Origin of the sequence: Yoonia sediminilitoris, assembly GCF_003058085.1 — a bacterium.
GTDB lineage: Bacteria > Pseudomonadota > Alphaproteobacteria > Rhodobacterales > Rhodobacteraceae > Yoonia > Yoonia sediminilitoris.
On sequence record NZ_QBUD01000001.1, the window covers coordinates 863,094 to 876,490 of the forward strand.

Consider the following 13,397-nt stretch of genomic DNA (forward strand, 5'->3'; position numbering starts at 1 on the left):
CTCTCCGTCCTGCACCTAAGAAGGCGATCCGCAGTCCTCATCATTTGTAGGGCGGGTCGTCTTTATACCTACAGCCCTCCAGTCACAGCCTCTAAAACAAATCGGGCAAAAGTCCGCCCTTTAGTAACATTAATGTCTACCTTTGAGGTGCTACCAGAATGTTACTAATATGCGGTAACAAAATACTTGCTATGTTACCATTTTATGGTACATCTAGACTCATATGTTACTACCGAGGCGGAATTGGAATATGGCAGTTATTGGATACAAACGGGTCTCGACTGTAGATCAGAACCTTGCACGTCAGGACTTAGGTGAATGCGACAGGGTATTTGAGGAAAAGAAGTCAGGTAAGAACATTACCGAAAGGCCAGCACTGCAAGAGATGCTCAGTTATGCCCGCAAGGGTGACACTGTAGTAGTACACTCCATTGACCGCATGGCGCGTGACCTGCGTGACCTACAGGACATTGTTCAGCAGCTTAATGATAAGGGTGTAGCTATTACCTTTAACGCAGAGCGTCTGACGTTTGACCCTGAGGGTAGTGACGCCATGGCCAAGCTACAGTTGCAGATGATGGGTGCTTTCGCTGAGTTCGAGCGCAACATTATTAAGAAGCGTCAGCTTGAGGGCATCGCCAAGGCCAAGGCAGAAGGTCGTTACGTTAACCACGGTCGTAGGGCCACCATCGACAGAGCACAGGTCCACAAGCTACGTGATGAAGGTTTCTCCACCTACAAGATTGCTGATAAGATGGGGATCAGTCGCATGAGTGTGCATCGCATCCTTAACCAATAGCTGGCTGTAGTAATACTAGAGGGTAGCCCATGTCATAACGTGGGACCCTGAGCCGTATGCCCAAAAGGAATGATCGCGCCGCTTACTCAGATAGAAATTCTCGATAAAATCTCAGGTTGAGTAACTAATTTCTAGCATAAAGCTTTACAGCGTAACCTATCAAAATTAGCGTCTAATAATATTATCAATTTGAGGAATTAGTTAACATGAAAAAATCTATAGCACTTCTATTGTCTGTGGCTGCCGTTTCTGCATGCGGTGGCAGTGATAGCTCAGGAGAGCAGTCCGTAAGTGTCGATGCCACTCCTATTCGACTTTTTTCTGATGCCTCAGGTGTCGCGAGGCTGGTCGCAGTGTCAAATGGAGAAGTCACCACCGGGTATGTTATTACTCCAGAGCTCACAGCGGTACTCGCAGAAATTGAATCAACAAGTGAGGTGACCCCATTCGACATTGAGTCCCTTAGCATCGTTGATACAGGGCCAAATACTAATATTAGATCGGGTGCAATTTCCGTAGAAGGCAGCGTGCTCAATGTGCTTGCAGCCACCACTACAGATGAGGACGCCGCACTAGTTCTATTTGAAGAGCCGTCGTCCGGTCTCACCTTCTTGGTTACAGAAGGGTATCAGGCGACTAACATTCCTTCAGGAACGGCGTCTTATTCCGGTGTGTTGGGATTGCAGAACATTCTGTTTGATGCGGAGCCGGAGTTAGGTACCTTTACAGCAACAGCAGGCTTTGATGCATCACCTTCCATCACCCTCACTGGCTCCACCACAAGCTATACTGTCAATGGAACAGCATCAATTTCAGGGAGCAGCTTTTCATCAAACTCAATGACGATAAATGATGGTAGCGGACCTACTGGAGCCAGCATGAATGGAGATTTTCATGGCAGTGGGGCCAACAGCGTAGCAGGAGTGATCTACTCGAATGATGCATCTGGAGAGTTCCGAGGTGGTTTTGTTGGGTCTCAGGATTAGTCCTAGCCTTACTACTGTTACATCCAGAGGTGATCGAAGTGCTTTAGGGGGCTGGCTTAATCGCTAGTCCCCATTTTGCTTTGCTAATGTTCATTGGTAGATGAGCGGTCACTCCGAGAATGCTTCTGCGGAGAAGACAACGGGACCAGAGTGACCGCAGGTGTTACCTCGGGCCTACGCATACACCTACCGTTAGGGTTATCTCGGGCCTACGCATACACCTGACACGCAGATACCAACGCGCCAAGATCGTACTTTGATTTTAGTCAATCTGAATCAGGTGCAAGAAAGGATAACACATCAACGTTTTTGACCTACGGGAAATACCTACGGGAAATACCTACGGGAAATGCCTTTGCCGAAATTTAATAATTGTCTTAAAAATAAGGGGCTTAAATCCAATGGCAGTCCCTAGGGGAATCGAACCCCTCTTTCCAGGTTGAAAACCTGGCGTCCTAACCGATAGCGGTCACTCTGGGGACGCCATGAGCATCTTAATCCAAACCCCATTCGGTAACTGCAAAAAGCCTGTCTAGGTCGTCTTTATAAACATTCGGGGGAGCGCCTGTGCCGTACCTCATAGCCACCGCAGACGATTGTGTCGTCTTATGCCCCTGAAGGTAATCGAGAACCTCTGATGATACTCTGGCGGCCCTCCCACGGGCCTTGAAGGTGTGTCTCGTAGAATAGGAAACAAGTTCAGGGTCACTGACCTGCATTTCAACTCGGATCAATTTGTTTAGCTGAATGCTGACGTTGTCCAAGGCTGATCTAGGGGCATAGGCACCGAATGCACCATCCTCAGGGTTGTCAGGCATCTGATAGCTGCGCAGGGCGTCGAGCATGGGGGATACTAACGGTACTGACCTTTCTAGGCCACCTTTCTCTAGCTTCCGGAACTTGTTGTTTCTGATCTTGATGTGTGGAGTGTTGCTGGTGAGCGATATGTCTTTGACTTGAAGTCCAGCGGCCTCACTAGTCCGGCACCCTGTGTATATCATCAAAAGACCGATCAAACGTATTTCAGGTATAATTTTTGCCCTGACAACGACTTCAAACCGGATCAACTCGCTTGGCGTAAATGACCTTCTGTCCGTAGCATCATCCCTTTCAGCCGACATATTCCGTAAGCCCTCAAACGGGTTCAAGATTGTCCCGTCCTGATACTCCTTACGCGCAAAATTAAAGACTGCACCTATCTGAGAGGCATAGCGCCCAATACTACCTTCTTTGGCGGGCTTTGGGCCTTGTCTGTAGGTTTCAAGGAAAGCTCTAGCGTCCTGCCGATTGATTGCTTTCAGCTTGGTATCTGAACCACCAACAAAATGCCTGAACTTGTCATATAGATTGCGTGTCTTGGTCTCGAACTTCTTTTGGTCGTGAGGATCACGTCGCTTCTCACGTGCGTTGATAGCCAAGTACGCGTCAACAACCTCACCCCAAGTCAACTCAAGGGATGTGCTCTCCTTGCCAAATACAATCCGGCTTGCTGCCTGCATTATGTCCGTCGGATCATCCCTCTTGTATTGAGCATCCCAAGTTTGCGGATCGACCCCAATTTCTTGACTGCTGAGGTATGCTCCAGTAAACATTTCATCCAGTGCTTCCCAACGCTGCTTGTCTTTGTAGAACTGTTCTTTCTGCTCTTTGGTGTAGTCGGCGGGCAGGGTGGGCTTTTGGTCAGGGTGGAATCCCTCACGCATTAGCATTTGCCTCGCCGCACTCATAACCTCATGGCGGGTCAGTTTCTGTTCGCTTGAAGATAGCTGGCTGTCAGCAATCCTAAGCTCAGCATCTGCAAGTTGGTTAGCTCTCGCTAGTCTAATCAATGCTGTCGTTTCATCTTTGGTTTCAAGTCGCTGCTTGAACTCCAGTTTTCCAATAACCTTTTGAAGCCGTGCAGGGATTCTACGCCTGTAGCTGTACCAACCCGTCTTTGATCTTTTTAGGTATTTGCTGCCCACCTGTGTACCATCTGTGTACTGAATTTGTGTACCAGATTTGGTCAAAACTCATTTATAGTCAATGAATAAAGGCCATCTCTAGGGGGTAATGGCTCCGACGGTAGGGATCGAACCTACGACCAATTGATTAACAGTCAACTGCTCTACCGCTGAGCTACGTCGGAACGGTGAGCCGCGTATAGCAATGCGGAATGGGGGCGTCCAGAGGGTTTCAGCGAGTTTTTTGCGAACGACGAAGTTTCTTGTTTCACTGCGACCGGAATGAGAAGCGGGCTTGCCGCGACAGTTGGGGGTGGGCAGTGGCAAGTCCACGTGAAACCAGGTCTATAAGGTGCGCCAGTACGTTGCGTTCTGCCGCCGAACGCAAGCCCGGTGCGATGTCTGTATAAATCGCCCGGGTCAACGTCGCGACTTCATTCTCGCCCGCTTCGAGCTTCGAAAGAATTTGCTGTTCGCGCATTTTGCGATGCGCGACAAGGTCTTGCAGTCGCTTCTGCGGATTGACCACCGGAGCGCCATGCCCGGGAAAGTAGGTCTGCGCGGGAATGTCAGCGAGCCGGGCGCAAGATTGCATGAATTGGGTCAAGTCACCATCGGGTGGAGAGACAAGCGAAGTGGACCACCCCATGATATGATCGCCCGTAAAAATATTGTCGCCCCAGACAAAGCATAGATGGTTGCCGATGTGGCCGGGTGTGTGACGAGCTGTCAGTTCAAATTCGGGACCGGTTATCTTTTCGCCATCCATCAATAACACATCCGGCGAAAATGCGAGATCGATTCCTTCACCCCCTGCGATCAGATCATCCTGTGCAAGTGATTTCATGATGTTGCTACGCCCCGCGTGACTCGGACCAAATGCAAGGACCGGCGCGCCCGTTTCATCGGCGAGCGGGCGGGCAAGGGGGGAGTGGTCCAGATGGCTGTGCGTCACGAGTATATGTGAGACTGGCCGATTATCGATCGCCGCCATCAATGCGGCAAGATGCTGCGGGTCATTGGGCCCGGGGTCAATGATCGCGAGGCGACTTGTCCCCAGAATGTAGCTGTTTGTTCCCAGATAGGTCATCGGTGACGGGTTGGGGGCCAGAATGAGTTGCAGGCCGGGTGCCAGTTCCAAAGGTATACCTGCTTCTGGCGCAAAGCTGTGTGCGTCCACGATGATCTTTCCTTTCCGATCTGACGGCTTGTCGCTACGGTCAGCCCATGAACTTCAGTTGGATGAAAAACTATCTGCCTCGTGGCATATATGGCCGGGCGGCGCTTATTTTGATCTTGCCGGTCCTGCTGTTGCAGTTGCTGGTGTCGGTTGTCTTTATCCAGCGCCATTTTGATGGTGTGACACGCCTGATGACAAGGGCGGTGAGTATTGATTTGCAGTTTTTAATTGATTCGGTGAACGAGGCAGAAAGTCTTGAAGCGGCTTTGGCCGCATTGGACGCACTGGATGGACCGCTTCGGATTCGGACTCAGTTGCCAGCGGTGCCGGGTACCGAAGACGTGATGCAGAGTCTGGATCTGACCGCGCAAATGGTGATCAATTGGCTGCGTGAAGAGGTCGAGAATATTCGGGCTGTGTCGCTTGCAGATCGCGGACGGGTCGTGATCTGGGTCGATACAGCGTATGGTGTGTTGGAAATGAACTTTGGCCGTCGGCGTGTTTCGGCCCCCAATCCGCACCAGCTTATCGTCATCATGGCGGTCATGGGCGCGATTATGACGGCCATTGCCTATATCTTCCTGCGCAATCAGTTGCGTCCCATCAAGCGGATGGCCGCCGCTGCGGCAGACTATGGCAAGGGGCGTGTTGTTCCTTTTCACCCGACGGGCGCACTTGAAGTACGCGCTGCGGGTATGGCATTTCTTGATATGCGCAACCGGCTTGAACGTCAGACGCAAAGCCGCACCATGATGTTATCCGGTGTCAGTCATGACTTGCGCACGCCGTTGACGCGATTGCGTCTGGGGCTGACCATGCTGGATGAGGACGACGTCGCCCCGCTGCAACGTGATGTCGCGGATATGCAACGCCTGTTGGATGCTTTTCTTGATTTCGCGCGCAGCGATGCGGGCGACAACCTTGAACCGATCAACCCGCGAGCTTTTCTGCAAGAGATATTGGAAGACGCCGCGCGGTTGGGGCAATCAGTCCATTTAGGCCAGATTGATGGTGAAGACGGTCTGGTCAGGTTGCGTCCTTTGGCCATCAGGCGTGCTTTGGAAAATCTTCTTGGCAACGCGCTGCGCTATGGCACGCAGGCCGTCGTCGGTCTGACACTGACCGAGCGCACAGTTCGTTTCACGGTCGAAGATGACGGCCCCGGCATTCCAGCCGATCGACGCGAGGAAGCGGTGAACCCGTTTGTGCGTCTTGATCCGGCGCGCAATCAAGATCAGGGCAGCGGTGTTGGTTTGGGGCTGGCAATCGTGTCCGATATCGCCCGAACGCATGGCGGCGTACTGCGCTTGGGAGAGAGCGAAACACTCGGCGGGCTCAAGGCAGAACTGGTGCTAGCACGCTAGCGATGGTGATGTTTGCTGGCCTGTGCTGTCAGCTTGCGACCCGTTTGAAAGGGGCCGTTTGCTCATTTGACAGGCTGGCTGTCACAAAACCCCGCCGCTATTCGGCTGCCGCCTCGCGCATTTTGCGTCTGTGGGCAATGATTTCGTCTTGCACGAAGTCCCTGAACGCACTGATCCGCTTGGATTGCCGCAGCTCTTCGGGGTAAGCTAGAAAAACGGGGACTTCACTGGATTCCAGATCAGGCAAGATCCGCACCAGATCCGGGAAATCCTCTGTGACATAGTCAGGCAGAACACCAATTCCCAACCCGTTCAGAACACCTTGAAGCACACCAAAATAGTTATTCACAGTGAACAGCCGCGGCACGTCATGGGTCATAAGATGTTGAACCAGCGTTGCACCGGCAGCCACCTGAATGGAATTCAGGCTTTGGCAAATCAAACGGTGGTTTGTGATTTCCTCGGCGTCCTGAAGCATGCCGTTCTTGGCAATATAGTCGCCTGACGCGTAAAGCCGCATCCGCACTGACATCAACCGTTTGCGGATCAGGTCAGCTTGTGACGGCTCTTTCATGCGGATCGCGACATCCGCTTCGCGCATGGGCAGATCAAGGACCCGCTCTTCCAGCATCAGGTCAATCTTGAGATCGGGGTATTTTTCGTAGAGCGTGGGCAGGCGCGGAGCAAGCCAGAGGGTGCCAAACCCTGTTGTCGTGGTGACACGCAATTCGCCAAACACTTCCTCTTCGCTGTCCTTGATGCGCGCGGATGCAGCCTCAAGCCTTTTGTTCATGCTCTTGGTGGCATCAAACAGCAGTTCCCCCTGTTCTGTCAGGATCAGACCACGGGCGTGCCGGTGGAACAGCGTTGTATTAAGTGATTCCTCCAATGCGCGGATTTGGCGGCTGACGGCTGATTGCGACAAATGCAACGTGTCGCCTGCATGGGTAAGGCTGCCTGCATCCGCGACCGCATGAAATATTCTTAGTTTGTCCCAGTCCATAGTGATCAGTACGCCAATTCGTTAACGATAACAGTTGCAGATTGTTACGCGAAATAGTGGGGTCGGTGCAAATGGTTGTGAACACTCATTTTCCACTTTGTAGGTCAGTAACTTTGACCTATGCTGAGACCGAGTTGGGAGGATCCGCATGACTTTAGAGCAGATTTCGTTAAATGACCGTTACGATTTAGCCAAGCAGACTGTTCTGCTGAATGGCACGCAGGCATTGGTACGATTGATGCTGATGCAGCGCGCGCGTGACGACCGTGCGGGCCTGAACACGGCCGGTTATGTGACGGGCTATCGTGGGTCGCCGCTTGGCGCTGTGGACATGCAGATGAGCCGCGCTGCGAACGTGCTGGCACCCGCACAGGTCACGTTCCAGCCCGGATTGAACGAAGATCTGGCCGCTACGGCGCTTTGGGGGGCGCAACAGGCCGAGTTGCGTGGCGAAGGCAAATACGATGGCGTGTTTGGGCTGTGGTACGGCAAAGGTCCCGGCGTTGACCGGTCCGGCGATGTGATGCGCCATGCCAACATGGCAGGTACATCCGCCAGTGGCGGGGTCATCATGGCGATGGGCGACGATCATACCGGTGAGAGTTCGACGACATTGCATCAATCCGACTGGGCAATGGTCGACGCTTATATGCCTATTGTGTCACCCGCAGGTGTGCAGGAAATTCTGGATTATGGCCAATACGCTTGGGCCTTGTCGCGATATGCAGGGGTCTGGGTTGGCCTGAAAACCATGAAAGACACGATAGAAGTGACCTCTGTTGTGAATGGCGACCCGTTTCGGATGAACTTCGTCACGCCCGATATTGATTTGCCCGATGGCGGGCTGAATATCCGTCTGATTGATACGCCCCAACTGCAAGAAGCGCGGATGATTGATCACAAGCGGTTCGCGGCAGAGGCCTTTTCCCGCGCCAACCGCATGGACCAGCGCAAATGGGGTAAACCCGGTGCCAAGATTGGTTTTGTCGCCGCAGGCAAGAACTGGCTGGATTTGCAGCACGCGCTGTCTTTGCTGAACATCGATGCGGAAGAGGCCGTGCGCTTGGGCATCACCACCTACAAGGTCGGGCAGGTTTGGCCGCTGGACATGGCATCGTTTCATGAGTGGGCCGAAGGACTGGAGTTGATTGTTGTTGTCGAGGAAAAGCGCAAGCTGATTGAAGTGCAGGTCAAAGAGGCTTTGTTCGATGATCGTGGCGGGCGCCGCGTCTATGGTTGGCATAAGGGCGATGAACACTCCGAAGGTCGCCGCGAAGAGGTTTTTCAGACCAAGGCGGACCTGAATCCCATCCTGATTGCCGAAAAACTGGGTGGCATTCTGGTCGAAGAAAACTGCGGCTCTGAAGGGGTGCAGGCGGGGCTTGTCGCATTGGCGGAAAGTCGCCGTGCCGACAATGCGCCTGAAATTGCAGCGCGTCTGCCTTATTTTTGTTCAGGCTGCCCACACAACACGTCCACGAAAGTGCCCGAAGGGTCACGCGCCTATGCGGGCATTGGCTGTCATTACATGGTGCAATGGATGGACCGTGATACGGTCGGTTTCACGCAAATGGGCGGCGAGGGGGCCAATTGGGTCGGTGAAGCACCCTTTTCAACCCGCGACCATGTGTTCCAGAATTTAGGTGACGGCACCTATAACCATTCGGGCGTGCAGGCTATTCGTTTCGCCCTGATGGCGGGTACCAACATCACCTACAAAATCCTGTATAATGACGCCGTGGCCATGACCGGCGGTCAGGGAAACGACGGTGGGCTCACCGCCGATCAAATCTGCCGTGAACTGCTGGCGATGGGTGTACGCAATGTGGCTCTTGTCTATGACGACAAAGAAGAGGTGCATTTGCCCGACTTCCCAAAGGGGCTTGACATCCATCCGCGCGATGAGTTGGGCGCCGTGCAGAAAAAGTACAGAAAATATAAAGGCGTGTCGGCCATTGTTTATGTGCAGACATGTGCTGCCGAAAAGCGCCGCCGCCGCAAGCGCAACCTGTTTCACGACCCTGACAAACGTGTCTTTATCAATACCGACATTTGCGAAGGCTGCGGTGACTGTGGTGTGCAGTCCAACTGCGTGTCCATCGTCCCGGTCGAAACGGAATTGGGCCGCAAGCGCGCGATTGATCAGTCATCCTGCAATAAGGATTTTTCCTGCGTCAAAGGGTTTTGCCCGTCTTTCGTAACCATATCCGGCGCTGAAATCCGCAAGGAAGCAACAGCCGAGGTGGACTTGCCCGACCTGCCAATGCCCCATCTTCCCATGATCAACGGTACCCATAACACGGTGATAACCGGGGTTGGGGGCACTGGCGTTGTTACCATCGGGGCGGTGATGGCGATGGCCGCCCATATTGATGGCAAGGGGGCTGGCATGATGGAAATGGCGGGTCTCGCCCAAAAGGGTGGTGCGGTGCATATCCATTGCCGGATTGCGGAAAGGCCGCAGGATATCAATGCAATCCGGGTGGCCACTGGCGAATGCCATGCCCTGATCGGCGGTGATCTGGTTGTCAGTGCGGGCGCGAAAACGATTGGGCTGATGAAAACAGGCCAGACCCGCGGTGTGGTGAACAGCCATGAAATCATTACCGGCGATTTCACCCGCGATACTGAATTCAGGCTGCCATCCGATCAATTGCAGGTTGCTTTGCAGGCGCGTCTTGGTGATGCGCTGGCTTTGTTCGATGCGTCCGCTTTGTCAAAAACCCTGCTTGGCGATAGCATCTTTTCCAACATGATGATCTTTGGTGCGGCTTGGCAGATGGGGGCGATCCCGCTGAGTTATGACGCCATCATGCAGGCTGTTGCACTGAATGGTGCTGCGGTGGAGCGCAACAAGCGTGCGTTTGAATTGGGTCGCTGGGCGTATCTGCACCCAAAAGATGCGCAGGCCATCCTGACCCCGAATGTGGTGGCGCTGCCAAAGTCACTGGACGAAAAGATCGCCTATCGCGCATCGCATCTGGAAGTCTATCAGGGCAAGCGGCTGGCAAAACGCTACCGCAAGTTCGTGGATCAATTCACTGACCCCGCCCTGAGAGAGGCTGTCGCCTTGGGCTATCATAAATTATTGGCTTATAAGGATGAATATGAGGTTGCACGGTTGCTGACCCAAACAACGGAAAAGGCGCAGGCCGAGTTCAAGGGCGACCTCGCGCTGACCTACCACCTTGCGCCGCCGCTCTTGTCAAAGACCGGCCCTGATGACCGCCCACTCAAGCGGGAGTTCGGGGCGCGGATGGCGTGGGCCTTTCCGAAACTGGCCAAATTGAAATGGCTGCGGGGCACGCCGTTTGACCCTTTCGGACGCACTGCCGAGCGACGGATGGAACGCGCGTTGATCAAGGAGTACGAGCGCGACATGGCCGAAATGCAAAAGATTGTGCGACCTAACACGCAGGATGCAGCGATGGCGCTGGCCAGACTGCCGCTTGATATCCGTGGTTTTGGCCCTGTAAAAGACGCCAATGCCCGCAAAGCCGCCAAACGGCGTGAAGAGTTGCTTGCCAGCCTGCGGGCGGGGCCGGTAACGCAGGCGGCGGAATGATGAACGCTGTCCCTGGTCTTGCGACACTGTCCCGTTTATCAGTGGCTATTCCACCCAAGGCTCTAGCTGGCGACTGACGCAAAAGACCGTAAAGGATGCATGGATTTCCTGCGCAAAGCCTCGTATGTGTTCAGCGACAGTGGCAAAGACGCAGTGCGTCTGGGCCGTGAGTACAGAGCAGCATGTAAGGTGCGTAATGGCGGTAGGAATATTCGATAGCGGCTTGGGTGGCCTGACGGTTCTGGATGCCGTTTCAAACCGTCTGCCTGATTTGCCGCTGGTCTATCTGGGGGATAGCGCGCATGCCCCTTACGGGGTGCGCACACCCGACGATATTTACGAACTGACAACAAAAGCGACCCAGCGATTGTTTGACGCAGGCTGCGATCTGGTAATCCTTGCGTGCAACACGGCCTCTGCGGCGGCCCTGCGTCGGATGCAGGAAAGCTGGGTGCCCGGCGACAAGCGCGTGCTGGGCGTGTTTGTCCCGATGATCGAAGCCTTGACCGAACGGCAGTGGGGCGACAATTCACCGCCCCGCGAAGTGGCTGCAAAGCATGTGGCGCTTTTTGCGACCCCTGCAACTGTGGCCAGCCGGGCGTTTCAGCGCGAACTGGCTTTCCGGGCGATTGGTGTCGATGTGGAGGCGCAGGCTTGCGGCGGCGTGGTGGATGCCATTGAGGATGGTGACATGATCTTGGCCGAAGCCTTGGTGCAGTCGCATGTAGATGCACTCAAGCGCAAAATGCCCGACCCTGACGCCGCGATCCTTGGCTGTACCCATTACCCATTGATGGAACAGCAGTTTCAGGCGGCCCTGGGTGACAAAGTCAAAGTGTTTTCACAGGCCAATCTGGTCGCTGAAAGCCTTGCCGATTATCTTGAGCGGCGTCCTAATATGGTTGGCAAAGGCACCGACAGCGCCTTTCTGACGACCGGTGATCCGCGACAGGTGTCATCCCGCGCGACACAGTTTCTGCGACGACAGATTACTTTCAAAGCAGCCTGATTGCGTCTTCGGACAGTTTTTCCTACTTCTGACCCCAAAGGGGGAGTCTCACATGACCCATAACGTCGCCATTCTTGGCGCTTCTGGCTACACGGGCGCGGAACTTGTACGCCTGATCGCCACCCATCCTGCGATGAAAATCGTAGGGCTTTCGGGCAATTCCAAGGCCGGGATGGCCATGGCGGATGTGTTTCCGCATCTGCGGCATCTGGATTTGCCCCGGCTGACAACCATTGACGAAATGTCCTTTGACGATGTGGAGATCGTGTTTTGCGGTTTGCCGCATGCGACCTCGCAAAAGATCATCGCGACATTGCCGAAATCGGTAAAAGTCGTTGATATGTCTGCCGATTTCCGGCTGCGTGATCCGGCCGCCTATGAAAAATGGTACGGCAAGCCGCACAGTGCGATCGAACTGCAAAAAGAGGCGGTCTATGGGCTGACCGAATTTTACCGCGAACAAATCAAGACCGCACGGCTGGTTGCGGGGACGGGCTGTAATGCGGCCACTGGCCAATATGCACTGAGGCCATTGATTGCGGCGGGGGTGATTGACCTTGATCATATCATCATGGACCTGAAGGCAGCGGTGTCCGGGGCAGGGCGGGCGTTGAAGGAAAATCTGCTTCACGCAGAATTGTCCGAAGGGGCGCATGCCTATGCCGTTGGAGGCACACACCGGCACCTCGGTGAATTTGATCAGGAATTCAGTGCCTTGGCCGGACGAGATGTGCATATCCAGTTCACACCGCACCTGATTCCGGCAAATCGCGGTATTTTGGCGACCACCTATGTTATTGGCGACCCGGCGAACATATATCATACTTTGAATGCGACATACGCGCAGGAGCCATTCATAGAGGTATTGCCAATGGGACAGCACCCATCAATCAAACATATCCGGGGGTCGAACTTCTGTCATATCGGCGTTGTGGCAGATCGGATTCCGAACCGGACCATCGTGATTGCCGCCCTTGATAACCTGACCAAAGGTTCATCGGGTCAAGCGATCCAGAATGCCAACCTGATGCTCGGCCTGCCCGAAACAGAGGGCCTGATGCTGGCGCCGGTGTTCCCATGAGCGGTCTGACAAGTCTCAAGAAACGCCGCCGCATTCAGGTGATGTCAATTGCGGGTGTATGTGTGGCGCTGGTTCTGGTTTTGCTGGCGATGCTGCCTGATGACAGTTTCCAGTTCTTCCGGTCACCAAGTGAAGTGACCGAGGCGCCGCCGCCTGCCAACGAACGTTTTCGCATTGGTGGTCTGGTGGAAGAAGGAACGCTGGTGCGCGGTGCGGGCGAGGAAATCAGCTTTCACGTCACTGACGGTGGTGCTTCGGTCCAGGTCATCTATGCCGGGATTTTGCCGGACCTGTTCGGCGAAGGTCAGGGAATGGTGGCGCAGGGTCATTATGTGGATGGCAGGTTCGAAGCTGTCGAGATTCTGGCCAAGCACGATGAAACCTATATGCCAAGCGAAGTGATCGACGCGCTCAAGGAGCAGGGCACATATGTCGCACCGGACGGTGCTCCTGCGATCAATTAACGA

General features: G+C 54.1%; 10 protein-coding genes and 2 tRNA genes. 7 read left to right on the plus strand and 5 right to left on the minus strand.

The annotated features are described in order from the left end of the window. Positions 1–250 precede the first annotated feature (250 nt). Positions 251–799, plus strand: a complete 549-nt coding sequence (locus C8N45_RS04250; protein ID WP_108385162.1) for a recombinase family protein — start codon at positions 251–253, stop codon at positions 797–799. Between the two features lie 206 nt (positions 800–1,005). Beyond that, positions 1,006–1,785, plus strand: coding sequence for a HupA family protein (locus C8N45_RS22960; protein ID WP_133175936.1), 780 nt, complete (start codon positions 1,006–1,008; stop codon positions 1,783–1,785). Positions 1,786–2,187: 402 nt separating this feature from the next. Here C8N45_RS22960 and C8N45_RS04255 read toward each other — a convergent pair. The 4 genes from C8N45_RS04255 to C8N45_RS04270 all read right to left on the minus strand — a co-directional run bounded on the left by C8N45_RS04255 (position 2,188) and on the right by C8N45_RS04270 (position 4,908). Further along, a tRNA-Glu gene (locus C8N45_RS04255) sits at positions 2,188–2,268 on the minus strand. 11 nt (positions 2,269–2,279) lie between these two features. Continuing rightward, the gene (locus C8N45_RS04260) at positions 2,280–3,749 is read right to left on the minus strand and encodes a DUF6538 domain-containing protein (protein ID WP_133175937.1); all 1,470 of its coding nucleotides are present in this window, start codon (positions 3,747–3,749) and stop codon (positions 2,280–2,282) included. An 89-nt stretch (positions 3,750–3,838) separates the two neighbouring features. Continuing rightward, a tRNA-Asn gene (locus tag C8N45_RS04265) sits at positions 3,839–3,913 on the minus strand. 83 nt (positions 3,914–3,996) lie between these two features. Further along, the gene (locus C8N45_RS04270; RefSeq protein WP_245882540.1) at positions 3,997–4,908 is read right to left on the minus strand and encodes an MBL fold metallo-hydrolase; all 912 of its coding nucleotides are present in this window, start codon (positions 4,906–4,908) and stop codon (positions 3,997–3,999) included. A 47-nt stretch (positions 4,909–4,955) separates the two neighbouring features. On the opposite strand from C8N45_RS04270, the gene C8N45_RS04275 reads away from it, so the two are divergent. Next, positions 4,956–6,272, plus strand: coding sequence for an ATP-binding protein (locus tag C8N45_RS04275; protein ID WP_108384918.1), 1,317 nt, complete (start codon positions 4,956–4,958; stop codon positions 6,270–6,272). A gap of 97 nt (positions 6,273–6,369) precedes the next feature. Here C8N45_RS04275 and C8N45_RS04280 read toward each other — a convergent pair whose 3' ends face one another. Then, positions 6,370–7,275: a LysR family transcriptional regulator gene (locus C8N45_RS04280; protein WP_108384919.1), complete on the minus strand. Its 906-nt coding sequence runs from the start codon at positions 7,273–7,275 to the stop codon at positions 6,370–6,372. Between the two features lie 148 nt (positions 7,276–7,423). Between C8N45_RS04280 and C8N45_RS04285 the strand changes: the two genes are divergently transcribed. From C8N45_RS04285 to ccmE, 4 genes are all read left to right on the plus strand, one after another. Then, positions 7,424–10,840 (plus strand): indolepyruvate ferredoxin oxidoreductase family protein, encoded by a 3,417-nt coding sequence (locus tag C8N45_RS04285; RefSeq protein WP_108384920.1) that lies wholly within the window; start codon positions 7,424–7,426, stop codon positions 10,838–10,840. 196 nt (positions 10,841–11,036) lie between these two features. Then, complete coding sequence (gene murI / locus C8N45_RS04290; RefSeq protein WP_108384921.1) at positions 11,037–11,849, plus strand: glutamate racemase; 813 nt, start codon at positions 11,037–11,039, stop codon at positions 11,847–11,849. Between the two features lie 52 nt (positions 11,850–11,901). Continuing rightward, a complete protein-coding gene (argC, locus tag C8N45_RS04295; protein WP_108384922.1) occupies positions 11,902–12,930 on the plus strand; it encodes an N-acetyl-gamma-glutamyl-phosphate reductase in 1,029 nt (342 codons plus the stop codon). After that, positions 12,927–13,394 (plus strand): cytochrome c maturation protein CcmE, encoded by a 468-nt coding sequence (gene ccmE / locus C8N45_RS04300; protein ID WP_108384923.1) that lies wholly within the window; start codon positions 12,927–12,929, stop codon positions 13,392–13,394. The genes argC and ccmE overlap by 4 nt, the downstream gene beginning before the upstream one ends. The last annotated feature ends 3 nt before the right edge of the window (positions 13,395–13,397 follow it).

Excerpts from the sequence above, each read along its gene's own strand:
- C8N45_RS04250 (WP_108385162.1), top strand. The coding sequence starts at position 251 with ATGGCAGTTATTGGATACAAACGGGTCTCGACTGTAGATCAGAACCTT.
- C8N45_RS22960 (WP_133175936.1), top strand. The coding sequence starts at position 1,006 with ATGAAAAAATCTATAGCACTTCTATTGTCTGTGGCTGCCGTTTCTGCA.
- C8N45_RS04275 (WP_108384918.1), top strand. The coding sequence starts at position 4,956 with ATGAACTTCAGTTGGATGAAAAACTATCTGCCTCGTGGCATATATGGC.
- C8N45_RS04280 (WP_108384919.1), bottom strand. The coding sequence starts at position 7,275 with ATGGACTGGGACAAACTAAGAATATTTCATGCGGTCGCGGATGCAGGC.
- C8N45_RS04285 (WP_108384920.1), top strand. The coding sequence starts at position 7,424 with ATGACTTTAGAGCAGATTTCGTTAAATGACCGTTACGATTTAGCCAAG.
- murI (WP_108384921.1), top strand. The coding sequence starts at position 11,037 with ATGGCGGTAGGAATATTCGATAGCGGCTTGGGTGGCCTGACGGTTCTG.
- argC (WP_108384922.1), top strand. The coding sequence starts at position 11,902 with ATGACCCATAACGTCGCCATTCTTGGCGCTTCTGGCTACACGGGCGCG.
- ccmE (WP_108384923.1), top strand. The coding sequence starts at position 12,927 with ATGAGCGGTCTGACAAGTCTCAAGAAACGCCGCCGCATTCAGGTGATG.